This window comes from Streptomyces sp. NPDC096079, assembly GCF_040303145.1.
Lineage (GTDB): Bacteria > Actinomycetota > Actinomycetes > Streptomycetales > Streptomycetaceae > Streptomyces.
This window is the reverse complement of the sequence record NZ_JBEOST010000005.1, coordinates 87,344-108,952: the sequence shown is the minus strand read 5'-3', so window position 1 is coordinate 108,952 and position 21,609 is coordinate 87,344. Positions and strand designations below refer to the sequence as shown.

Annotated in this window: 20 protein-coding genes and 1 riboswitch; of the genes, 5 read left to right on the top strand and 15 right to left on the bottom strand. The window is 71.6% G+C overall.

Annotation, left to right across the window (positions count from 1 at the left end; all coding sequences use genetic code 11):
* Window positions 1-39: 39 nt before the first annotated feature.
* The 3 genes from ABTY59_RS12890 to ABTY59_RS12880 all read right to left on the bottom strand — a co-directional run bounded on the left by ABTY59_RS12890 (window position 40) and on the right by ABTY59_RS12880 (window position 2,581).
* A complete protein-coding gene (locus tag ABTY59_RS12890) occupies window positions 40-1,176 on the bottom strand; it encodes an ArsA family ATPase (RefSeq protein WP_352018960.1) in 1,137 nt (378 codons plus the stop codon).
* Window positions 1,177-1,272: 96 nt separating this feature from the next.
* Window positions 1,273-1,713 (bottom strand): SRPBCC family protein, encoded by a 441-nt coding sequence (locus ABTY59_RS12885; RefSeq protein WP_352018959.1) that lies wholly within the window; start codon window positions 1,711-1,713, stop codon window positions 1,273-1,275.
* 100 nt (window positions 1,714-1,813) lie between these two features.
* Entirely contained in the window at window positions 1,814-2,581 is a 768-nt protein-coding gene (locus ABTY59_RS12880) for a metallophosphoesterase family protein (protein WP_352018958.1), read from the bottom strand.
* 255 nt (window positions 2,582-2,836) lie between these two features.
* Between ABTY59_RS12880 and ABTY59_RS12875 the strand changes: the two genes are divergently transcribed.
* Entirely contained in the window at window positions 2,837-4,633 is a 1,797-nt protein-coding gene (locus tag ABTY59_RS12875; protein WP_352018957.1) for an AMP-dependent synthetase/ligase, read from the top strand.
* A 57-nt stretch (window positions 4,634-4,690) separates the two neighbouring features.
* Here the strand turns inward: ABTY59_RS12875 and ABTY59_RS12870 are convergent, their stop codons facing one another.
* On the bottom strand, window positions 4,691-5,833 hold the full coding sequence (locus tag ABTY59_RS12870; RefSeq protein WP_352018956.1) for a glycosyltransferase family 4 protein: 1,143 nt from the start codon (window positions 5,831-5,833) through the stop codon (window positions 4,691-4,693).
* 84 nt (window positions 5,834-5,917) lie between these two features.
* On the opposite strand from ABTY59_RS12870, the gene ABTY59_RS12865 reads away from it, so the two are divergent.
* A complete protein-coding gene (locus ABTY59_RS12865; RefSeq protein WP_352018955.1) occupies window positions 5,918-7,195 on the top strand; it encodes a glycosyltransferase 87 family protein in 1,278 nt (425 codons plus the stop codon).
* 23 nt (window positions 7,196-7,218) lie between these two features.
* On the opposite strand, the gene ABTY59_RS12860 is transcribed toward ABTY59_RS12865, so the two are convergent.
* The 5 genes from ABTY59_RS12860 to ABTY59_RS12840 form a co-directional block, all read right to left on the bottom strand.
* On the bottom strand, window positions 7,219-8,433 hold the full coding sequence (locus ABTY59_RS12860) for a hypothetical protein (protein WP_352018954.1): 1,215 nt from the start codon (window positions 8,431-8,433) through the stop codon (window positions 7,219-7,221).
* Between the two features lie 24 nt (window positions 8,434-8,457).
* Entirely contained in the window at window positions 8,458-9,477 is a 1,020-nt protein-coding gene (locus tag ABTY59_RS12855; RefSeq protein ID WP_352018953.1) for a C40 family peptidase, read from the bottom strand.
* A 195-nt stretch (window positions 9,478-9,672) separates the two neighbouring features.
* Window positions 9,673-10,704: a C40 family peptidase gene (locus tag ABTY59_RS12850; protein WP_352019209.1), complete on the bottom strand. Its 1,032-nt coding sequence runs from the start codon at window positions 10,702-10,704 to the stop codon at window positions 9,673-9,675.
* A 257-nt stretch (window positions 10,705-10,961) separates the two neighbouring features.
* Window positions 10,962-12,326 carry an NYN domain-containing protein gene (locus ABTY59_RS12845; RefSeq protein ID WP_352018952.1) on the bottom strand — a complete coding sequence of 455 codons (1,365 nt, stop codon included), beginning with the start codon at window positions 12,324-12,326 and terminating at the stop codon, window positions 10,962-10,964.
* Between the two features lie 33 nt (window positions 12,327-12,359).
* Window positions 12,360-12,602 carry a hypothetical protein gene (locus ABTY59_RS12840; protein WP_055644001.1) on the bottom strand — a complete coding sequence of 81 codons (243 nt, stop codon included), beginning with the start codon at window positions 12,600-12,602 and terminating at the stop codon, window positions 12,360-12,362.
* 161 nt (window positions 12,603-12,763) lie between these two features.
* Here ABTY59_RS12840 and ABTY59_RS12835 point away from each other — a divergent pair, with 161 nt between their 5' ends.
* Entirely contained in the window at window positions 12,764-13,498 is a 735-nt protein-coding gene (locus ABTY59_RS12835) for a rhomboid family intramembrane serine protease (protein WP_352018951.1), read from the top strand.
* On the top strand, window positions 13,495-13,776 hold the full coding sequence (locus ABTY59_RS12830) for an Lrp/AsnC family transcriptional regulator (protein WP_017238849.1): 282 nt from the start codon (window positions 13,495-13,497) through the stop codon (window positions 13,774-13,776). The genes ABTY59_RS12835 and ABTY59_RS12830 overlap by 4 nt, the downstream gene beginning before the upstream one ends.
* A gap of 71 nt (window positions 13,777-13,847) precedes the next feature.
* Here ABTY59_RS12830 and ABTY59_RS12825 read toward each other — a convergent pair whose 3' ends face one another.
* The 6 genes from ABTY59_RS12825 to ctaE form a co-directional block, all read right to left on the bottom strand.
* On the bottom strand, window positions 13,848-15,248 hold the full coding sequence (locus ABTY59_RS12825) for an aminotransferase class V-fold PLP-dependent enzyme (protein ID WP_352018950.1): 1,401 nt from the start codon (window positions 15,246-15,248) through the stop codon (window positions 13,848-13,850).
* Between the two features lie 185 nt (window positions 15,249-15,433).
* A riboswitch (SAM riboswitch) is annotated at window positions 15,434-15,549 on the bottom strand.
* Between the two features lie 87 nt (window positions 15,550-15,636).
* Window positions 15,637-16,701, bottom strand: a complete 1,065-nt coding sequence (gene trpD / locus ABTY59_RS12820) for an anthranilate phosphoribosyltransferase (RefSeq protein WP_352018949.1) — start codon at window positions 16,699-16,701, stop codon at window positions 15,637-15,639.
* 129 nt (window positions 16,702-16,830) lie between these two features.
* The gene (gene qcrB, locus ABTY59_RS12815) at window positions 16,831-18,453 is read right to left on the bottom strand and encodes a cytochrome bc1 complex cytochrome b subunit (RefSeq protein ID WP_352018948.1); all 1,623 of its coding nucleotides are present in this window, start codon (window positions 18,451-18,453) and stop codon (window positions 16,831-16,833) included.
* Complete coding sequence (qcrA, locus tag ABTY59_RS12810) at window positions 18,450-19,502, bottom strand: cytochrome bc1 complex Rieske iron-sulfur subunit (protein WP_352018947.1); 1,053 nt, start codon at window positions 19,500-19,502, stop codon at window positions 18,450-18,452. Before qcrA ends, qcrB begins: the two co-directional genes overlap by 4 nt.
* Window positions 19,499-20,308 (bottom strand): cytochrome bc1 complex diheme cytochrome c subunit, encoded by an 810-nt coding sequence (qcrC, locus tag ABTY59_RS12805; protein ID WP_352018946.1) that lies wholly within the window; start codon window positions 20,306-20,308, stop codon window positions 19,499-19,501. The genes qcrA and qcrC overlap by 4 nt, the downstream gene beginning before the upstream one ends.
* A 73-nt stretch (window positions 20,309-20,381) precedes the next feature.
* A complete protein-coding gene (ctaE, locus tag ABTY59_RS12800; protein ID WP_352018945.1) occupies window positions 20,382-21,002 on the bottom strand; it encodes an aa3-type cytochrome oxidase subunit III in 621 nt (206 codons plus the stop codon).
* 202 nt (window positions 21,003-21,204) lie between these two features.
* On the opposite strand from ctaE, the gene ABTY59_RS12795 reads away from it, so the two are divergent.
* On the top strand, window positions 21,205-21,606 hold the full coding sequence (locus ABTY59_RS12795) for a DNA-binding transcriptional response regulator (RefSeq protein ID WP_189802204.1): 402 nt from the start codon (window positions 21,205-21,207) through the stop codon (window positions 21,604-21,606).
* Window positions 21,607-21,609 lie beyond the last annotated feature (3 nt).

The window sequence follows — 21,609 nt, the reverse complement described above, 5'->3', positions numbered from 1 at the left end:
ACTCCTCAGTGGCTGCGTACTTCGACGGTACACGCCGTCTCAGGGGGTGCGGGGCCAGAGCCCGGGGTCGGGGGTGAAGCGCACCCGCAGGTCCCCGTCGACGAGCGCGGCGCCGGTGACGGTGCAGCGGCGCAGGGCTCCCGGCAGCGGGACTGCGCGGCGGAACGCGCCGACGGTCAGGAGCAGTTCGTCGCCGCGGCGGACCAGGGAGAGCTCCTCCTTGACAGCCCCGGGCAGCGGGATGTGCCAGACGAGGACACCGTCCTGTTCGCGCCGGTCCTCCACGGCCCACTCCGCCACGGGGGCCGTCCTGTCCGGCGCCGGGGAGGCGAGGAGCGCCAGGTCCTCGGCTCCGCCCGGTGCGCGGCCGAGGTGCGGCGCCTCGTACACCTCGTACGGCTCCTCGGCGGCGGTGGTGCGGAGCTCCGCGAGGTGGCGGTGCTGCTCGGCGGCGAGTCCCGCGAGCCAGGGGTCCCCCGAGCCGGCGGGGAGGATCCGGTTGGCGACGACGGCGTCGAGCGCGAGGCGCTGGACGGCGAGGCCGAGACGGGCGTCGCGCAGGGCGCGGGCGGCGGCGGGGCCGGGTTCGAGCACGAGACGGACGGTGGTGTCGGGGGCCTCGACGACGGCCTGGACGGCGGCGAGCTCGGCCTCCCAGCGGGCGGTGGTCTCGTACAGCCACTGCGCGGGCATCGGGACGCCGGCGAGCTGGGCGAGCATCGGGCGCAGGGCGCGGGCGGCCTGGCGCTCCGGGGGGAGGAGGCGACGCAGATAGCGGCGGAGCTGCCCGGGCAGGGCGAGCAGGGCCAGGGCCTCGGGGAGCGGGGGCAGATCGACGACGGCGAGGTCGTGGTCACCGGCGGCGGCCTCGCGGAGCGCCCGCAGCAGGGCGAACTGACGGCTGCCGGGGAGTTCGGTCAGCTCGGCGTCCTCGAAGGGGGCGGCGCCGAGGAGGTCGAGGGCGGCGGAGGAACGGGCCTGGAGGTCGAGGAACTCCCGCCGGAAGTCGCTCCCCGGCCGGGGGCGCAGGACCCGGAGGTTCCCCTCGCTCACGTGCCGGTCGTCCTCGGAGACGAGCAGGACCCTGCGGCCGGCCCTTGCCTCGGCGAGGGCGGTGGCGGCGGCGAGGGTGGTGCGTCCGGCGCCGCCGGGTCCGGTGACAAGCATGATCCCCATGCGCCAGACGTTACCGGGCGCCGTCGCGGGCGCGCCCCGGCCCGTGCGGGCAGGCGTCCCGCGGGGCGGAACGCGTGCCCGTGACGGGCGCGGCGGCTACTCGCCGGATTCCACCCGCTGCTTCAGGCCCTGCAGGGCGCGGTCGATGATGACCTTCTCGGCCTTGCGCTTGATCATGCCGAGCATGGGGATCTTGACGTCCACGGTCAGCTGGTAGGTCACCTCGGTGCGGTCGTCGCCGAGGGCCTTGAGCAGGTACGAGCCGTCGAGGGAGCGGAGCATCTGGGACTTGACGAGCGTCCAGCTGACCTCGTTGTCCCCGGTCCAGGTGTACGCGAGGGTGTGGTCGTCCTTGATCGCCCCGGCGTCGAGCAGCAGCCGGACCTTCTCCGCGCGCCCGGCCTCGTCGGAGGAGAGGATCTCGGCCTGCTTCACCTCGCCGGTCCACTCGGGGTAGCGGGCGAAGTCGGCGATCACACCCATGACGTCGGCCGGCGCCGCCTCGATGGTGATGCTCGAGCTGGTGTGTTCGGCCATCGCGGTGGCTCCTCCACTGTGCGGTCCGGCGGAAGTAAAGCGGAAGCAAAAGGGCACAGACGTGCCGACGGAAGGCTATCGCGCCCCTGTGGCCGCGCCGTCACCACTCCAGCGCGTGGGGCCTTCCGGTCGAGGCGAAGTGGCCGACGTTCACGCACTCCGTCGCGCCGATCCGCATCCGGCGTGCCAGCGGCTGGTGGACGTGGCCGAAGAGCGCGTACCGGGGCCGTACCCGGTGAATGGCGTCGAGCAGCGCGCGGCTGCCGCGCTCGAAGCGCCGGGCGACGGTGTCGTACGTCAGCTCGGGCACGTCCGGCGGGATGTGGGAACAGAGGACGTCGACGTCGCCGAGGGCCTCGACCTTCGCCGCGTACTCCTCGTCGGAGATCTCGTACGGGGTGCGCATGGGCGTGCGGAGGCCGCCGCCGACGAAACCGAACACGAGCCCGCCGAGTTCGATCCGCTCGCCGTCGAGGACGGTCGTCCCCGGCCCGGCGAAGTCGGTCCAGAGCCGGGGGATGTCGACGTTCCCGTAGGTGGCGTACGTGGGGGTGGGGAAGGCGGCGAAGAGTTCGGCGTACTGGCGGCGGACCGCGGCCTCGATGGCGGTGTCGCGGTCGACGTCGAGTCCGGCCCAGAGCCGTCGGCCCAGGTCGCGGGCCTCGTCGAAGCGGCGGGCGGTGCGGAGTTCGACGAGCCGGTCGGCGTTCTCGGTGCCGAAGAGGTCGGGGAAGATGCCCCGGCTGTGATCGGCGTAGTCGAGGAAGAGGACCAGATCGCCGAGACATATCAGGGCGTCGGCGCCCTCCCCCGCCTTGGCGAGGTCGCCGGCGTTGCCGTGCACGTCACTGACCACATGGACTCGCATGAGCCCACCTTAGGGGGTGTCACCTGCGGTTACTTGGGAGTCGCGAAACCCGTGGATTACTGTGCGCAGAGCACCGTCACGCATGTGTGACGCACGGAACATCTGGCCGGGACCCCCTATCGGGAACCCTGTACTGGTGGGTAACGTCCGGGCAGTCCAGTCGTGCTCACCCCCACTGAGCACCTGCCCGATCATGGACTACACCGGTGCATCACACAGAGCCGTGGCGCCGGCGCCCGATGAGGAGCAGCAGTCTTGCGCGAGTTCAGCCTTCCGGCCCTGTACGAGGTCCCCACGGACGGCAACCTGACGGATCTCATCCGCCGCAACGCCTCCCAGCACCCAGACGTCGCCGTGATGGGGCGCAAGATCGACGGGGTCTGGACCGACGTCACCGCGACGCAGTTCCTCGCCGAGGTCCGGGGGGTCGCCAAGGGGCTGATCGCCTCCGGCGTGGAGCCGGGCGACCGGGTCGCGCTGCTGTCCCGCACGCGCTACGAGTGGGTGCTCCTCGACTTCGCGATCTGGAGCGCCGGCGGGGTGACCGTGCCGGTGTACGAGACCAGCTCGCCGGAGCAGATCCAGTGGATCCTCGGCGACTCGGGCTCGGCCCTGGCGCTCGTCGAGAGCGCGGCGCACCAGGCGTCGGTGGATTCCGTGCGGGAGCACCTTCCGGAGCTCAAGGACGTCTGGCAGATCGAGGACGACGCGCTCGCGCGGCTCACCGCGGCCGGCACGGACGTCTCCGACGAGCTGCTCGACGCGCGCATGTCGGCGGCGAACGCGGACGACCCGGCGACGATCGTCTACACCTCGGGCACGACGGGCCGCCCCAAGGGCTGCGTCCTGTCCCACCGGGCCTTCTTCGCCGAGTGCGGCAACATCGTGGAGCGGCTCAAGCCCCTGTTCCGTACGGGCGAGTGCTCGGTGCTGCTGTTCCTACCGGCCGCGCACGTCTTCGGGCGGCTCGTCGAGGTCGCGTCCGTGATGGCGCCGATCCGTCTCGGCTGTGTCCCGGACATCAAGAACCTCACCGACGAGCTGGCCTCGTTCCGGCCGACGCTGATCCTGGGCGTGCCGCGCGTCTTCGAGAAGGTCTACAACTCGGCGCGGGCGAAGGCGCAGGCCGACGGCAAGGGCAAGATCTTCGACAAGGCCGCGCACACGGCCATCGCGTACAGCCGGGCGATCGGCACCCCGCAGGGCCCGTCCTTCGGTCTGAGGCTGAAGCACAAGGTCTTCGACAAGCTCGTCTTCAGCAAGCTGCGGGCGGTGCTGGGCGGTCGCGGCGAGTACGCGATCTCGGGCGGCGCGCCGCTGGGCGAGCGTCTCGGCCACTTCTTCCGGGGCATCGGCTTCACGGTCCTGGAGGGCTACGGCCTGACGGAGTCGTGCGCGGCGACCGCGTTCAACCCGTGGGACCGGCAGAAGATCGGCACGGTCGGCCAGCCGCTGCCGGGCTCGGTGGTGCGGATCGCCGACGACGGCGAGGTGCTGCTGCACGGCGAGCACATCTTCTCGCGGTACTGGAACAACGAGGCGGCGACGGCCGAGGCGCTGGCGGACGGCTGGTTCCACACGGGTGACATCGGCACCCTCGACGAGGACGGCTACCTCGCGATCACCGGCCGCAAGAAGGAGATCCTGGTGACGGCGGGCGGCAAGAACGTCGCCCCTGCGGTCATCGAGGACCGGATCCGGGCGCACGCGCTGGTCGCGGAGTGCATGGTGGTCGGCGACGGCCGTCCGTTCGTGGGCGCGCTGGTCACGATCGACGAGGAGTTCCTCGGCCGCTGGGCGAGCGAGCACGGCAAGCCGGCGGGTGCGACGGCGGCCTCCCTGCGGGACGACGCGGACCTGATCGCGGAGGTCCAGCGGGCCGTCGACGACGGCAACGCGGCGGTCTCCAAGGCGGAGTCGGTCCGCAAGTTCCGCATCCTCCCGGCGCAGTTCACCGAGGAGGCGGGCCACATCACCCCGTCCCTGAAGCTGAAGCGGAACGTGGTGGCGAAGGAGTTCGCGGACGAGATCGAGGCGATCTACACCAAGTAGCGGCACGACGGAGGGGCCCGGGGCGGCGCGTGCGCCCCGGGCCCCTCTCGCGTGCTCCTACAGCAGCTCGCGCAGCCGTTCCGCGAGCAGGTCCCAGCGCCACTTCTCCTCGACCCAGGCACGGCCGCGCTCGCCCATGCGGGCGCGCAGCTCGGGGTCGAGGAGGAGGGTGGCGACGCGGTCGGCGGCCTCCTCGGCGGACTCGCCGCGGACGACCCAGCCGGTCTCGCCGTCGAGGACGGCGTCGGGCGCGCCGCCGGAGTCCCCGGCGACGACGGGCAGACCGGTGGCGGAGGCCTCCAGGTAGACGATGCCGAGGCCCTCGACGTCGAGGCCGCCGCGCCGGGTGCGGCAGGGCATGGCGAAGACGTCGCCGGCCCCGTAGTGCGCGGGCAGCTCGGCCCAGGGCACGGCGCCGGTGAAGCGCACGGATCCGGCCACGCCGGTCTCGGCGGCGAGACGGCGCAGGTCCTTCTCGTACGGGCCGCCGCCGACGATCAGGAGGACGGCGTCCGGGACCCGGCGGAGGATTTCGGGCATGGCCCGGATCAGGGTGTCCTGGCCCTTGCGCGGCACGAGCCGGGAGACGCAGACGACGACGGGCCGGTCGCTGAGCCCGAGGCGGGCGCGGACCTCGGCGCCGCCGGAGCCGGGGTGGAAGGTCTTCTCGTCGACACCGGGCGGGAGCTGGACCATGCGGTCCGCGGCGGCCGGGGTGAGGGCGCTCGCGATCCGGGAGCGGGTGTACTCGCCGAGGTAGGTGATCGTGTCGGTGCCCTCGCCGATGCGGCGCAGGAGCTGCCGTGCGGCGGGGAGCTGGGCCCAGCCGGCCTCGTGGCCGTGGGTGGTGGCGACGAGCCGCTTCGCGCCGGCGCGGCGCAGTGCGGGGGCCATCAGGCCGAGCGGCGCGGCGGCACCGAACCACACGGACTCGCAGCCGTGCTCGCGCAGGAGCGCGGTGGCGCGGGCGGTGACGCGAGGGGTCGGCAGCAGCATGGTGGTGCGATCCCGCACGACCGTGAAAGGCTGTTCGGCGTCGAACGCGGCCGTCGCCTCGATCCCCTCGCGGCCGCGCTTCCACGTGGAGGCGTAGACCACGATCCGGTCGGGATCCAGGCGGAGTGCCATGTTGTGCAGGAAGGCCTGGATTCCGCCGGGACGCGGCGGGAAGTCGTTGGTTACGATCAGGGTCTTGTGCATCGTGGCCGACAGTACGCGATCGCATCCACCGCCCGGCAACACGGCCGCCCCGCCACCGCGGGCCGACAGGACAAGGACGCGACAGTGACGACGGGTGCCGTGGAGAACGGGTCACGCACGAGCCTGCGGCTTCCGCTCGGCCTCTGGGGTCTCAGCCGGGTCCTGCTGCTGCTCTGCGTCTTCAAGGTCGTGGTGATCCCGGGGCCGGACATCACGTTCGACGTGTCGAACATCTACCAGGGCTGGTACGAGGTCCTGCGGACGGGCACGTACCCGCTGGACGACGTCACCTGGCAGTACCCGCCGGCCGCGGCGTTCGCGATCCTCGCCCCGGGCCTGCTGCCGTTCCTCGGTTACGCGTCGGCGTTCTTCGTCCTCGCCTTCCTCTGCGACGCGGTGGTCTTCGGGCTCCTCCTCCACACGGGCCGCCGCGCGGGCCGCTCGATGCGGGGTGCCTGGTTCTGGCTGGCGGGCGTCCCGCTGCTCGGCCCGACGGCGTACGCCCGGTACGACGTGATGGTGACCGCCGTCGCGGTCATGGCCCTGCTCGCGGCGGGCCGCAGCCCCCGGGTGCTGGGCGCGCTGGCCGGCTTCGGCGCGGTCCTCAAGGTGTGGCCGGTGCTGCTGCTCGCGGGGACCCCGAAGGGGCGGGCGACGTTCCGCTCCTGGTCGACGGCGGTGGGCGCGGCGGCAGGCGTGCTGGCGTTCTGCCTGGTGTGGATGCCGGGGGCGCTGGCCTTCCTCGGCTTCCAGCGGGACCGGGGCACCGAGGTCGAGTCGCTGGGCGCGATGGTCTTCCACGTGGTCCGGCACTTCGGCTGGGACGGCGAGGCGCGGATGAACTACGGCTCGATCGAGTTCCTCGGCCCGTACGTGTCCACGGTGTCGACGGCCGCGATGGCCCTGACGGTCGCCGCCTTCGGCTGGCTGCTCGTGTGGCGGATCCGGGCGCGCCGCTTCGTGTCGTCGACTCCGGCGGACGCGGCCTTCGTCGCGGTGCTGCTGTTCACGACGACGAGCCGGGTCCTCTCCCCCCAGTACATGCTGTGGCTGGTCGGGCTGGCCGCGGTGTGCCTGGCCTACCGGTCGAGCCGGATGCGCAGGCCCGCGCACCTGGTGCTGTGGGCGACGGCGGTGACGCAGTTCGAGTTCCCGGTGTGGTTCTCGCACGTGACGCGGAGCGATCCGCTGGGCGTGGCGGTGCTGTTCACGCGGAACGGTCTGCTGATCGCCGCGACGGTCGTCGCCTGCCGGATCCTGTGGCGGCACACGGTGACGGAGCCGCGGCTCGCCGGGGCCGGGCGGGTGCCGGCGCAGGCGGCTCGGCCGGAGCGCGAGAAGGCCCTGTCGGGCTCGTTCTGAGCGTGCCCCGAGGAGGAAGGTAGCTAGCCGAGCCGCTCGCCCAGGTACGTGCGCCAGTCGGCCGTGAAGTCCTCCGGCGTGGTGTCCAGGACGTCCCGGAACGCCTTCTCCAGCGCGCCTTCCCGGACCGGGTGCGCCCCCACCGCCCGGTAGAACTCCGTCAGCTTCTCCTCGCCCCAGCGGTCCGCGATCAGCTCGCAGGCCAGCCAGCCGCCCTCGTAGGCGCGGGCCAGGGCCTCCGCGTCGCCGCCGAAGGCGAAGGCCGCGTCGTCGGGGAGTTCCGCCGGGAGGTCGCCCGCCCGGACCGCGCGCCGCAGCTCGGGGGCGGCCTGGGCGGCGGTGCGGTCGGTCCCCCGGTAGGCGACCCAGTCGGCGAGGCCCTCGGAGAGCCAGACCGGGGTGGCCCCGGTGGTCTGGACACGGGTCGCGACATGGGTGGTCTCGTGCGTGAGGACCAGCTGCCGGCCGAACGCGCCGAGCACCGCGTACGCGTCCGGGTTGACGATCACCCGGTCCGCGGGCGCCTTCGGGCCGCCGCCCGCCCGGCCGGTCGTGACGGCCGCGATGCCCCGGTAGGAGTCGGCCGGCCCCCCGAGGAGCCGGCCCATGGCCTCGATGGAGTCGGGGACGAGGACCACGACCCGGCCCGCCCAGTTCCCGTTCCAGGCGTCCCCGACGGCGGGCACCGCCCGGTCCGCGGCCGCCGCGATCTCCCGCAGCCGCTCCTGGCCCTGTCCCACGCCGAGGACGAGGCTGCGCGCGCCGGTCACCGTCGTGACCTCGCCCTGCTGCCACAGCTGCTGCGGGGCGCCCTCGGCGGCGCGGTCCCCGGTCACGTACCAGCGGCCGTCCCGCTGGGTCAGGTCAAGGATCCGCTCGCTGGTGGCGGGCCCGGAGTCGTAGCCCTTGATCCGGTAGCCGAGTTCGGCGCGGGCGGTGGCCCGGCCCTCGCCGGTCCGGTCGACGTCGGTGACCCGGTAGGTCCAGCTGCCCAGCGGGATCTTCGCGAGCCGGTCGAACTCGGTGCGCGCGGCGGGCGCGAGCGCGGGGTCGAGGGCCGCGAGCCAGCCGGGCGCGTCCCGGTCGAGCAGGGCCCGCGCGTGCGTGTCGAGGAGGCTCTGGATCTCCCGGGAGTCCGGGCCGGCCGGGGCGGGGGCCGCGCATCCGGCGAGGACGAGCACCACGGCCGACAGCCCCGCCGCCGCGCCGCGCACCGCACCACTCCGCCGAAACGCCACGCCCCCGATCGTAAGCGGACGGCCCTACACCCGGGTCACCGTCACGTGGGACATCATGTTCACCGGGTCGTAGCGGACCCGGGCCCCGGGGTAGGGGGCGTGGATGACCTGCCCGTTCCCCGCGTAGATCGCCACGTGGCTGGCGTCGCCGCGGTAGGTGACGAGGTCGCCGGGCTGGGCCTGGGAGAGCGGCACCTGACGGCCCGCGTGCCGCTGCGCGGACGAGGTGCGCGGCAGGCTGATGCCGGCCTGCCGGTACGACCAGACCATGAGGCCCGAGCAGTCGAAGGCGCTGGGGCCGGTCGCCCCCCACACGTACGGCTTGCCGATCGCGCTGCGGGCGGCGATCACCGCGGCGGCGGCCCGGGAGGGCCCGAGGTCGGCGAGCGGCGGCAGTGCCTCGCCGGGTGCCTCGGCGCGGTCGCCGGTGCGCGAGGAGCGGTCGTAGTCGGCGCGCTCCTCGACGGTGAGGGAGGCGAGCACCCGGCGGGCCTCGGCGAGCTTCCGCTCGACGGTGCGCTTGTGGCGGGCGACCTCGGTGCGGCTGGCCTCCAGTTCGGCGAGGGCCGCGCGCGCCTCGCTCCGCTTCTGGTTCAGGCCGCGCTGCGCGCGCCGGAGTTCACCGAGGGCGGCGCTCTGGCGGGCGGTGACGCGGTCCAGGGCGGTGGCCCGCTCCAGGTAGCTGTCCGGGTCGGAGGAGAGCAGCAGGGCGAGGGCGGGATCGATGCCGCCGGAGCGGTACTGGGCGCCGGCGACGGAACCGAGCGCGCCCCGCATGCGGTTGATGCGTTCCTGGCCGCGGGCGAGGCCGTCCTGCGCCTGGGAGACCGTCCGGCGCAGCGCGTCCGCCTTCTCGTCCGCCCGGTTGTAGCCCTCGGTCGCCTTCTCGGCCTCCTCGAAGAGGCGGTCGACCGTGGCGCGGGTGGCCGCGGGCGTGGCGCCGGGGTCGGCGCTCGCGGGGACGGCCCCGAGGGACGCCGCCGCGGTGGCCGCGGCGGCGGCGGTGAGGACGGTGACCCGGGCGGGTCGGCGGTGGGACGCCACGGATCGCGCTCCGTTCGGCTCGACGCAGACTGGCGCGGCAGACAGTAGCCGCTGATCAGCCCTCGTCCAACGAAGGTGCCGGGCACACAAAGTGACGCCCCGCCGGAGAACACAGGTCACCGGCGGGGCGTCAGGTCAGTGCGCGTCACCGCGAACCACCCGTTCGGGCGGCATGGCGGAGCGGGTCGGCGTGCGTCAGATGCGGACGCCGAACATGAACGAGCCCAGGGTGTTCATGGACTCGTAGCGGACGTAGGCGCCCGGGTAGGGGGCGTGCAGGACGGTGTTGTTGCCCGCGTACAGACCCACGTGCTGGAGGCCGTTGAAGAAGACCAGGTCGCCCGGCTTGAGCTGGCTGCGGCCGATCTTCACACCGTCGTTCTGCTGGGTGTAGGTGGTGCGGCTCAGGTCGACGCCGGCCTGGCCGTAGGCCCACTGGGTCAGGCCCGAGCAGTCGTACGAGTTGGGGCCCTCCATGCCGGAGGCGTACGGCTTGCCGACCTGGGTGCCGGCGGCGGCGAGGGCGGCGGCGCCGCGCTGCGAGGCCGGGACCTCGTTGCCCAGGTTCACGCGCTCACCGGCGGCGCGGCTGGCGCGCTGCTCCTTCTCCTGCATCCTGGCGCGCTCTTCGGCGGTGAGGGTGTTGAGGAGCTTCCGGGCCTCGGCGAGCTTGCCCTGGAACTTCTTCTTCTTCTCGCCGAGGGTCTTGCGGACGTCCTCGAGGTCGGCGAGCTTGGCGGTCGCCTCGGCCCGCTCCTGGGCGAGCGTGCGCTGCTTGGCCTGGATCGACGTGAGCACGTCGGCCTGCTGGGCGCTGATCTGGTCGATCGCGGACGCCTTGTCGAGGTAGGTGTCCGGGTCGGCGGAGAGGAAGAGCTGGAGCGCCGGGTCGATGCCGCCGGAGCGGTACTGGGCGCTGGCGACCGAACCGATCTGGTCCCGCAGGGTGTTGAGCTCCTGCTGGCCGCGGGCCACCTTGTCCTGGAGCTGGCCGATCTCCTTCTGCAGCTTGCCGCGGCGCTCGTCGGCGAGGTTGTACTGCTCCGTGGCCTCTTCGGCCTCGTGGTTCAGCTTGTCGACCTTCGACTTGACGTCGTCGATCTTCGGCTGCGCGGGGGCGGCCTGGGCGCCGGACTGGGCGGAGAGGGCGACTGCAGCGGCCGCGGCCGCGGTGAACACGGTCACACGGGTACGGCTCGGCTGCTTGGGACGACGGTGGGACGCCACGAAGGCGAGCTCCTTCTTCCTCAGAGCCGCCCAACCGGTCACGGGCAGGCGGTTCCTCCGCCGCCACCCCGGATGGGTGATCAACCGCGCGAAGGTTCGAGGCTCGACCCTAGTGACCAAGTTGTGATCAGTTCAAATCCCACTGGCAAAAATCTCGCCCACGCACCACTTTATTTACATACATCACACGGCCCGTGATGGGCACTTGACGGTGCGCCATCCAGAATTCGGGCATATCACCCAACACTTGAAATGCGTCACGAGAGGCGCGAAAGCCGCTTCAGCAACAAGGCGGACGCCACCGGCCGCGCCCCCGCCTTCGCCACGCCGTCGGCCACCTCGCGGTCGGTCGAGACCACCACGACCGGCCGGCCCGGCGGCTCCGCCCTGACCAGCTGGCGGATCAACTCGTCCGCCGTCACACCGGGCTTGGAGAACAGCACCCGCACCCCGCGCGGCGGCGCGAGCAGCACCGGCGCCGCCAGCTCCGCCCCGTCGAAGACGCAGGTGACCTCGGCGCCCGAGCGGGCCGCCAGGGCCGAGAGCCCGCCGAGCAGCCGCAGCCGCTGCTTCTCCAACGGCATTGTCGGATAGCCGGTCTTGGTGACGTTGTAGCCGTCGACGACCAGATGCGCCTGCGGCAGCGCGAGCAGCTGGTCGAGCAGCGCCGGGTCCGTCTCGGAGAGCGCCCGCGCCGCGATGTCCTTCGGCGACATCCTGCCCGGCTCCACCGCGTCCACGGTGTCCGCCGGGTGCACCGAGACGGGCGGCAGCGCCAGTTCGCGCCGCAGCCCCTGTGCCGCGTCGAGCACGGTGTCGAGCAGCAGCCGCAGCCGCATGTCCTCCACGGAGCGCCCCTCGCGCGCGGTCCTGCGGCTCGCCTCCAGGGCCGCCTCGACCTCGCCGAGCCGGGCCCTGAGCCGCCGCGTCTCGCTCTCGGCGGCCGACACCTGGGCCGCCGACTCCGCCCGCGCGGCCTCGATCTCGCCCTGGACCTTGCGCAGCGCCGCCTCGCCCCGCTTGACGTCGCTCTGGGCGCTGCGCAGCTTGCGGTGAAGCGATTCCGCTTCCTTGCGGGCGGACTCCAGATCGCGCCGGAGCTGCTCGGTCTCGTCCCGGGAGCGGTCCTGTGCGGCGGCGAGCTCCTCGCGCAGCCGCTCCAGCTCGCGCCGGCCGGCCTCGTCGACCCGCTCGGCGTCGGCGCGCTGGGCCTCCTCGCCGGCGGCCGCGACCAGCTTGACCCAGCCGGGCGGGCGCAGCACATAGGCGGCCGCCGCCACGTCGACGGGGTCGGCGGCCGCGGGCGGGGTGCCGGTCTCCACGGCTCCGGCCAGCTCGGGCTGGGCCTGCTTGAACCGTTCGCCGATGCGCTGCCGGAAGAGCGGGTCGCTCTCCAGCGCGGCGGCCATCGCGTTGCCGGCGAACTTGGCCCGCCGGCTCGCGGTGAAGCGGGCGTACTGCCGCAGGGGCGCGGGCAGCTCCGCGACGGTGAGCCCGCCGAAGGCGTCCGCGACCAGCGCGACGACCCGCCGCCGTACGCCTTCCGGCAGTGGGTGCTCGAGCGCCTCGGCAGCGTCACCTGCCGCGCCGGCCGGCTCACCACCGTGCGCGGGCTGCTCCACGATCCGTCACCCCTATGTCGTCCGCGCCGTCCCTCAGGAGGCGGCGCCCGGCCTGTCCACCAGTTCGATCTGGTCCACCGCGTTGCACCAGCGGCAGCGGACCGACTCGATGGTCTCACTGACCACCTGCCGCTCCTCGACCGTCGGGTCACCGGCGAGGTCCAGATGGACGTACTCCACGACCTTGGAGGACCGGGTCACGTCGAAGCGGGTCAGATTGCCGCAGAGCGTGCAGCGCCAGCGGGTCTCGTCGGTCGGCAGGGGAACCGTCGTCATCGGTGCCGTCCTTCTTCCTGTTGCGTGGTACTCAGGTGCGGGAGCCGCGGTGCGCCGTCGAACTGCGGTCGGTGGTGCCCGTAACCCTACGGCCTCGCGGGGAGGGCAGGGCACGGCGAGGCACTCTGTCCACTTCGGCCCCGGTACGCCATGATCTGTCCATGATCGACTGGCGGGGCGCGGCCCTCGGAGCCTGGCGGGGTGTCCGCGGCGGACCCACGGTGACGTACGGGCTGATCGCCGCCTGCTGCCTGCTCTTCCTGATCAGCCCGGTCTCCGGACTCCATCCGGGGTACGGCTCGGGGGACGCGCTCCTGGCCGCCCAGAGCGACTACTTCCGCCGCTGGGGCGTGGTGCCCGCGGAGCTCATGGGCGGCGACCCCCGGGCCCTGCTCACCCCGCTGACCGCGCTCTTCGTCCACGGCAGCTGGCTCCATCTGCTGGGAAACATGCTCTTCCTGTACGTCTTCGGCGCGATGGCCGAGGAACGCATGGGGCCCGTCGAGTTCTGCCTCTTCTATCTGGGGACCGGCTACGTCGCCCTGCTCGGGTACGCGGTGGCGCACGCCGACAGCGAGCAGACCCTGGTCGGCGCCTCCGGGGCGATCTCGGCGGTGCTCGGGGCCTTCCTCTTCCTCTTCCCGCGCTCCCGGGTCACCAGCCTCTTCCCCTTCCTGTTCTTCCTGCCGCTGCGCTTCCCCGCCTGGATCGTGCTGATCTTCTGGTTCACGCTCCAGTGGCTGGCCGCGCGGGAGGCGGGCGCGGGGCCCGGGGTCGCCTATCTGGCCCATGTGGTGGGCTTCTGCGTCGGCTTCCTCTACGCCTGGGGGCGGTTCCGCGGTGGGGATAGAGTGAAAGCCCCAGCCGCGGCGACCGAGGGAGAAAGCCAGCCGTGATCACCGCGATCGTGCTCATCAAGACCAGCGTGGACCGCATCCCCGAGATCGCCGAGTCGATCGCCGCGCTCGACAGCGTCAGCGAGGTCTTCTCGGTCACCGGTACGTACGACCTGATCGCCATGGTCCGGGTGCCGCGCCACGACGACCTGGCGGACGTCATCCCCGGCCGGATCAGCAAGATCCCCGGCGTCGAGGCCACGGACACGCACGTCGCGTTCCGGACGTACTCCCAGCACGATCTGGAGGCGGCCTTCGCCATCGGCCTGGAGTCCTGACGCCGGACGCGCGGCAGCACTGAAGGGGGCCTCCCGACCGGGAGGCCCCCTTCACCCGTACGAGTGACTGATCAGCCGCGGTCCGGGACGCAGCGGCCGTCCTCGGTGCGGTACTTCCACTGCGCGCCGTCCCGGACGAGTTCCTTCACCGCGCCGACGAACCGCTCCACGTGCTCGTCCGGCGTACCGGCGCCGAAGCTCACCCGGATGGCGTTGAGCGAACGCTCCCCGGGCGCCGCCTCGGGCGCGCCGCACTCGCCCGGGTCCTGCGGGTCGCTGCCGAGCAGCGTGCGGACCAGCGGGTGGGCGCAGAAGAGGCCGTCACGGACGCCGATGCCGTACTCGGCGGAGAGCGCGGCGGCGAAGTGGGAGCTGTTCCAGCCCTCCACCACGAAGGAGATGACGCCCACGCGGGGCGCGTCGTCGCCGAAGAGCGAGAGGACCCGCACCTCGGGCACCTCGGCGAGGCCCGCGCGGACCGTGTCGATCAGGTGCTGCTCGCGGGCGACGAGGGAGTCGAAGCCGGCCTCGGTGAGCGCCTTGCAGGCGGAGGCGATCGAGTAGACGCCGATCACGTTCGGCGAACCCGCCTCGTGCCGGGCCGCGGTGGTGTGCCACTCCACGTCCACACCACCGTCGGCCCGGCGGGCCACCTTGCGGGAGGCGCCGCCGCCCGCGAGGTAGGGCTCGGAATCCTGGAGCCAGTCGGCACGGCCGGCGAGGACGCCGGAGCCGAAGGGCGCGTACAGCTTGTGCCCGGAGAAGGCGACCCAGTCCACGTCGAGTTCGCGGACGGAGACCGGGTGGTGGGGGGCGAGCTGGGCGGCGTCGAGCACGATCCGGGCGCCGTGGGCGTGCGCGGCGGCGGCGAGCTCCTTCACCGGCCACAGCTCGCCGGTGACGTTGGAGGCGCCGGTGACGCAGACGAGGGCGGGGCCGTAGGGGTCGCGGTCGGCGAGGGCGCGCTCCAGGGTCTCGACGGCCTGCTGCGGGGTGCGGGGTGCGTTGAGGTAGGTGACGCGGGCGTCCCTCCAGGGCAGCAGCGAGGCGTGGTGCTCGGTCTCGAAGACGAAGACCTGGCAGCCTGCCGGGACCGTGGCGGCGAGCAGGTTGAGCGAGTCGGTGGTGGAGCGGGTGAAGACGACCTGGTCGCCGGGGCGGCAGTCGAGGAACTCGGCGACGGTGGCGCGGCTGTTCTCGAAGAGGTCGGTGGAGAGCTGGGAGAGGTAGCCGGCCCCGCGGTGGACGCTGCCGTAGTAGGGGGCGTAGGCGGCCACGTCGTCCCAGACCCGCTGGAGCGCCGGAGCGCTGGCCGCGTAGTCGAGCGCCGCGTAGGTGACCTCGCCGCCGGTGACGAGCGGGACGGTGACGTCCCGGCCGAGGACCGGCAGCGGGGCGGCGCAGCAGGGGTCGGCGGAGTCGGCGGCGGCGGAGTCGACGGTGGCGGTGGCGGCGTTCGGGCGTGCGGACATGGCGGTATCTCCCGGCATAAAAGGGGCGCGAAAAGGCGTGAAAGGGCCCGCAGGGCAGCAGCGCGCGAAGGGCCGCGCCACGTACGGGTGATGAGGGGAAGAGGGGCCGGAAGGGCCCTAACGCATTCGCTTGCTCACGAGACGACGCTCCCTAGAGGACCAAGGACCCCAGGGTGACGCGCAGGGGTCCGCGCTTGCCGCAGGCTTCTGCCGTACGACCTGGTCTTCACCCGGGGCACCCCGCCACGGACGGAGGGTTGCCGGACAGCCGGCCGGGGCCTTGCAGCTGTCACTCATGACCTGTTCCCGAACCTATGCCAGGCGATCACGACGCCGCAACCCCGTCCCGCCATCCGGGACGGGGCCGACACGCGCCGTTCACACGGGCTCAGGCGTTGCTGGCCGCGATCCACCGCTCCAGCGTGCGGCGGGCCGCACCGGAGTCGACCGACTCGGCCGCCTTCGCGATGCCCGCGCCGAGTCGCTCCACGAGGGTGCCCGCGCCGGGCTCCAGGGCGGTGAGCGCCGCCGCCGCGTTGAGCAGCACGGCGTCCCGTACCGGACCCGTCTCCCCCGCGAGCAGCCGGCGGGCCACGTCGGCGTTGTACGAGGCGTCGGCGCCGCGCAGTGCCTCCAGGGGCACGAGGTCGATGCCGACGTCCCTGGGGTCGAAGCGCTCCTCGGTGACGCCGCCGTCCCTGACCACCCAGACGCGGGAGGTGGAGGTGGTGGTCAGCTCGTCGAGGCCGTCGTCACCGCGGAAGACGAGGGCGGAGTTGCCGCGCTCGGCGAAGACCCCGGCGACGACCGGGGCCATGCGCGGGTCGGCGACGCCGACGGCCTGGGCCCGCACCTTGGCCGGGTTGGTGAGCGGGCCGAGGACGTTGAAGGTGGTCCGGATGCCCAGCTGGCCGCGGGCGGCGGCGACGTGCCGCAGCGAGGGGTGGAACTTCACGGCGAAGCACATGGTGATGCCGGCTTCCTCGGCGACCTCGGCGACCCGGCGCGGGGTCAGGTCGAGGTTGATGCCGAGCTTCTCCAGGACGTCGGAGGAGCCGGACGCGGAGGAGGCGGCCCGGTTGCCGTGCTTGACGACCTTGGCGCCCGTGCCGGCGACGACGATCGAGGCCATCGTGGAGATGTTCACGGTCTTGGCGCCGTCGCCGCCGGTGCCGACGATGTCGACGGCGGGACCCGGCACCTCGATCACGTTGGCGTGCGCGTACATGGTCCGCACCAGGCCGGTGATCTCCTGGACGGTCTCGCCCTTGGCACGCAGCGCCACCATGAACCCGGCGATCTGCGCGTCGGTCGCCTCGCCGCTCATGATCAGGTCCATCGCCCAGGCGGTGTCGTCGGCGGAGAGGTCCTTGCCGTCGAGCAGGCCGTTCAGCAGGACGGGCCAGGAGCGGCCCGCCGTGGTAGGTCCTCCAGCGGGGGTCGCAGCGCTCATGGCAGCTCCTGATGATCACGTGACGGATACGGTCCCACCCTATCGACCTCCGGGGACGGCAAAGAGCCCCGTCCATCGAATGGACGGGGCTCTCGCCGTGGCGACCTACAAGGTCAGGTGTTCAGGTGATCAGTGGTGGCCGTGGCCGCTCTGGATCTCCTTGTACTCCTCGACCGTGGGCTTGGCGATCTGGCTGTCGTCGCCGTAGTAGCCCTTGTTGAGCTTGACCCGCAGCTTCTCCATGGCGCCGATCTTGCGCTCCACGCCGTTGTCGTCGACGGCCGGCGGAAGCTCCGCGGCCTCGTACTGCTCGTGCGCGGTGAGGCGGTGCAGCTCGCCCTGGCTGAGCGGCTCGTGGATCTCGACGAACTCACCGTGCGGCAGGCGCTTGATGATGCCCGACTCGCGGCCGTGCAGCACCTTGTCCTTGTCGCGGCGCTGGAGGCCGAGGCAGATCCGCTTCGTGACGACGAAGGCGATGACCGGGCCGGCGAAGAAGAAGATCCGCACGAACCAGGTGATCGAGTTCAGCGACAGGTGGAAGTGGGTCGCCCAGAGGTCGTTTCCACCACCGACGAGCATGATCATGTACGCGGTGATCCAGGCGACACCGAAGGCGGTGCGCGTCGGAGCGTTGCGCGGGCGCTGCGCGATGTGGTGCTCGCGCTTGTCGCCGGTGATCCACGACTCGATGAACGGGTAGACCGCGATCGCCGCGAGGACCGCCGGGAAGATCGCCAGCGGGATCATCACGCCGAGGACCAGCGTGTGGCCCCACAGGTTGATCTCCCAGCCCGGCATGACACGGATCAGACCCTCGGCGAAGCCCATGTACCAGTCGGGCTGGGCGCCGGTGGACACCTGGTCCGGGCGGTACGGGCCGATGGCCCAGATCGGGTTGATCGAGGCGATCGCCGCGATGACCGCGATGACACCGAAGACCAGGAAGAAGAAGCCTCCGGCCTTCGCCATGTACACGGGCAGCAGCGGCATGCCGACGACGTTGTTGTTCGTCCGGCCGGGGCCGGCGAACTGCGTGTGCTTGTGGACGAACACCAGGATGAGGTGGGCGACCACGAGGCCCAGCATGATGCCGGGGAGCAGCAGCACGTGCGCCGAGTAGAACCGGGCGACGAAGTCGCCGCCGGGGAACTCGCCGCCGAACAGGAACATCGACAGGTACGTGCCGACGACCGGCACGGACAGGATCGCGCCCTGCATGAAGCGGACACCGGTGCCGGAGAGCAGGTCGTCCGGGAGCGAGTAACCGGTGAAGCCGGTGAACATGCCCAGGAAGAACAGCAGGAAGCCGAACAGCCAGTTGATCTCACGCGGCTTGCGGAACGCGCCGGTGAAGAAGACGCGCATCATGTGCACGAACATGCCGGCGAGGAAGATCAGCGCCGCCCAGTGGTGGATCTGCCGGATGAGCAGACCACCGCGCACCTCGAAGGAGATGTGCATGGTCGAGTTGAACGCCTCGGACATCAGCTGTCCCTGGAGCGGGACGTACGGTCCGACGTACTCCACCTCGTTCATCGACGGGTGGAAGAACATCGTCAGGTAGACGCCCGTCAGGATGATGATGAGGAAGCTGTAGAGGCAGACCTCGCCCAGCATGAAGGACCAGTGGTCCGGGAAGATCTTCCGCATGTTGGCCTTGGCCAGCGTGTAGATCCCCAGGCGGCCGTCGGCCCAGTCCGCGACCCGCTCGCCGGCGGGTGCTTTCTTCGTTTCGGTCACGGTGCTCATCCGCGCTCCCAGAAGGCAGGACCGACGGGCTCGTCGAAGTCGCCGAGCGCCTCCAGGAAGCCCTTGTCGTTCACGCCGATCCGCAGCTGCGGGAGGGCGTGACCGGCCGGGCCGAAGATGACGCGGGCGCCGTCGGAGAGGTCGAAGGTGGACTGGTGGCACGGGCAGAGCACGTGGTGCGTCTGCTGCTCGTACAGGGAGATCGGGCAGCCGACGTGGGTGCAGATCTTCGAGAACGCGACGATGCCCTGGTGCGACCACTCGAGCTCGCGCTTGTCCTTGATGTCCTCCGGCTGGATCCGGACGATCATCAGGGCGGCCTTGGCGATCTCGGTCTGGAAGTGCTCGTCGTGCTCCGAGAGGCCCTCGGGCATCGCGAAGGTCAGCGAGCCGACCGCGACGTCCTCGGGACGCAGCGGCTCGTGCGTGTTCATGTTGATGAGCTGGAGCCCCTTGGACCACAGGGTGACCCGGAGCTTCTTCTCGGGCAGCGGGCCCATGTCACGCAGCAGGACGATGCCGGAGAGCGGTACGAGCGACAGCGCGCCGAACATCGTGTTGCGGATGAGCTTGCGGCGGCCCATGCCCGACTCCGCGGCACCGGCCGCGAAGTCCGCCATGACCTTCGCCTTGACCTCGGGCGACGCCGCCATCGGGTGACGCTCGTCGGCGACCTCGACGTCGGACATCAGGGTGCGGGCCCAGTGGACCGCGCCCGCGCCGATGAAGAAGAGGGCGGCACCGAGGGTCAGACCCAGGGCGAAGTTGAGCGCGGACACCCGGCCGAGGGGCCAGATGTACACGATCTTGTCGACCGGGAAGATCACGTACGAGGCGATGAAGCCGATGGTGGCCAGCATCGACAGCGTGAACATGAAGGCGACCGTGCGCTCGGACCGACGGGCGGCCCGCTCGTCGATGTCCTGGATGCGGGGCTTGTGGGGCGGGAGGCCCGGGTCGGCGAACGGGTCGTCGGCGACCTTCACCGCGCCGTGCGCGGTGTCCTGCCCTGCCGGCAGGTTCTCTTCTGGAATCTCTTGGCTACTCATGACTTCTTGGCCTTAGCGGTGTGGGCCGCGACCCAGATGGCAACTGCGATCAGCGCACCCAGACCGAAGACCCAGGCGAACAGGCCCTCACTGACGGGGCCGAGGCCACCGAGCTTGAGACCGCCCGGGTTGTCGGCCTTGTCGCTGTTGACGGCCTGGACGTACGCGATGATGTCCTTCTTCTCCTTCTCCGGCATGGTCGTGTCGGGGAAGGAGGGCATGTTCTGCGGGCCGGTCTGCATGGCCTCGTAGAGGTGCTTCGGGCTCACGCCTTCGAGGCTCGGGGCGTACTTGCCGTAGGTCAGCGCGCCACCCTCACCGGTGAAGTTGTGGCACTGGGCACAGTTGGTGCGGAACAGCTCGCCACCACGGGCGATGTCGGCACCGTCAGGGCTGTACTGGCCCTCGGTCGGCGTGATCGCACCGGCACCGAGAGAGGCGACGTACGCCGCGAGCTGATCGATCTCAGCCTGCGAGTAGATGACCTTCTTCTTCGGGACCTGGGCGCCCGGCTGCTGGGCCGGCATACGGCCCGTGCCGACCTGGAAGTCGACCGCGGCCGAACCGACGCCGACGAGGGACGGGCCGTCAGTGGTGCCCTGACCGCCGGTTCCGTGGCAGCTGGCGCAGCCGACGGAGTAGAGCTTCTTGCCCTCCTCGATGGCGAGGGACTGGGCGGTTTCATCGGCCTTCGCCGTGCCCGCGGGCGCGAACGCGGCGTACAGCCCCCCCGTGGCCGCCAGCGCGAGAAGTAGGACGACGACCGCCGCCAGCGGATGGCGTCGTCGTGCGGAGAGCTTTTTCACGGATTACCCCGGTGTCAGGATCTTCTGCGTCGATGCTTGCTGGATGTCTCGGTCCGCCCGGAGGCGGAGCCGATTACTTGATCATGTAGATCGTGGCGAAGAGGCCGATCCAGACGACATCGACGAAGTGCCAGTAGTAGGACACGACGATGGCGGCGGTTGCCTGCTCGTGGGTGAACCTCTTGGCGGCGTACGTCCGGCCGAGGACCAGCAGGAAGGCGATGAGACCGCCCGTCACGTGCAGGCCGTGGAAGCCGGTGGTCAGGTAGAACACCGAGCCGTACGGGTCGGAGGACAGCGAGAGGCCGTCCTTCTTGACCAGCTCGGTGTACTCGAACACCTGGCCGCCGATGAAGATCGCACCCATCACGAACGTGATGATGAACCACGTCCGGAGCTTCTTCACATCGCCCCGCTCGGCGGCGAAGACGCCGAGCTGGCAGGTGAGGGAGGAGAGCACCAGGATCGTGGTGTTGGTCGCCGAGAAGGGGAAGTTCAAGGCCGAGGCCTTTTCCGCCCAGAACTCGGGACCCGTCACCGATCGCAGGGTGAAGTACATCGCGAAGAGGGCCGCGAAGAACATCAGCTCGGAGCTCAACCAGATGATGGTTCCGACGCTGGTGAGGTTCGGTCGATTGACCGACGGGTGCGCGTGCCCTGTTTCTACTGTCGTTACTGTCGCCACGACCGACATTATGTCGGTCGCTTATCCCGCCCTCACTCCGGGGGGTGCCGTTCGGAGTGTCAGGGGGGCGTGTCCAGCCCGAACGGCCCAGCGCGGAGGCCCCGGAGCACCGTTCGAACAGGTGCTGAACGGGTGTTGACGGGGTGTGGACCGGAGTAGCATCCGGCGCATCGGTCGACGACCTTCCCACGGACTTCCCCACGGAGGAACGATGCAGTCGAGTGCCACGGTCCTGGTCTACAGCGACGACGCGAACACCCGCGCGCAGGTGCGGCTCGCGGCCGGACGCAGGCCCGCGACCGACGTTCCCCCGGTCGAGTTCGTGGAGTGCGCGACGCTGCCCGCGGTGCTCAAGCGGCTGGACGAGGGCGGGATCGACGTGTGCGTGCTCGACGGCGAGGCGGTGCCCGCCGGAGGCATGGGGGTGTGCCGGCAGATCAAGGACGAGGTCTTCCGGTGCCCGCCGGTGCTGCTGCTGATCGGACGCCCCCAGGACGCCTGGCTGGCCACCTGGAGCCGCGCGGACGCCGCGGTCACCCTTCCGGTGGAACCGGTCGAGTTCGCGGCGTCCCTGGCGTCCCTGCTGCGCTCACGCCTGTCGATCGACGCGTGAGCG

Excerpts from the sequence above, each read along its gene's own strand:
- ABTY59_RS12890 (WP_352018960.1), bottom strand. The coding sequence starts at position 1,176 with ATGGGGATCATGCTTGTCACCGGACCCGGCGGCGCCGGACGCACCACC.
- ABTY59_RS12885 (WP_352018959.1), bottom strand. The coding sequence starts at position 1,713 with ATGGCCGAACACACCAGCTCGAGCATCACCATCGAGGCGGCGCCGGCC.
- ABTY59_RS12880 (WP_352018958.1), bottom strand. The coding sequence starts at position 2,581 with ATGCGAGTCCATGTGGTCAGTGACGTGCACGGCAACGCCGGCGACCTC.
- ABTY59_RS12870 (WP_352018956.1), bottom strand. The coding sequence starts at position 5,833 with ATGCACAAGACCCTGATCGTAACCAACGACTTCCCGCCGCGTCCCGGC.
- ABTY59_RS12840 (WP_055644001.1), bottom strand. The coding sequence starts at position 12,602 with ATGACGACGGTTCCCCTGCCGACCGACGAGACCCGCTGGCGCTGCACG.
- ABTY59_RS12835 (WP_352018951.1), top strand. The coding sequence starts at position 12,764 with ATGATCGACTGGCGGGGCGCGGCCCTCGGAGCCTGGCGGGGTGTCCGC.
- ABTY59_RS12825 (WP_352018950.1), bottom strand. The coding sequence starts at position 15,248 with ATGTCCGCACGCCCGAACGCCGCCACCGCCACCGTCGACTCCGCCGCC.
- trpD (WP_352018949.1), bottom strand. The coding sequence starts at position 16,701 with ATGAGCGCTGCGACCCCCGCTGGAGGACCTACCACGGCGGGCCGCTCC.
- qcrB (WP_352018948.1), bottom strand. The coding sequence starts at position 18,453 with ATGAGCACCGTGACCGAAACGAAGAAAGCACCCGCCGGCGAGCGGGTC.
- qcrA (WP_352018947.1), bottom strand. The coding sequence starts at position 19,502 with ATGAGTAGCCAAGAGATTCCAGAAGAGAACCTGCCGGCAGGGCAGGAC.
- ctaE (WP_352018945.1), bottom strand. The coding sequence starts at position 21,002 with ATGTCGGTCGTGGCGACAGTAACGACAGTAGAAACAGGGCACGCGCAC.
- ABTY59_RS12795 (WP_189802204.1), top strand. The coding sequence starts at position 21,205 with ATGCAGTCGAGTGCCACGGTCCTGGTCTACAGCGACGACGCGAACACC.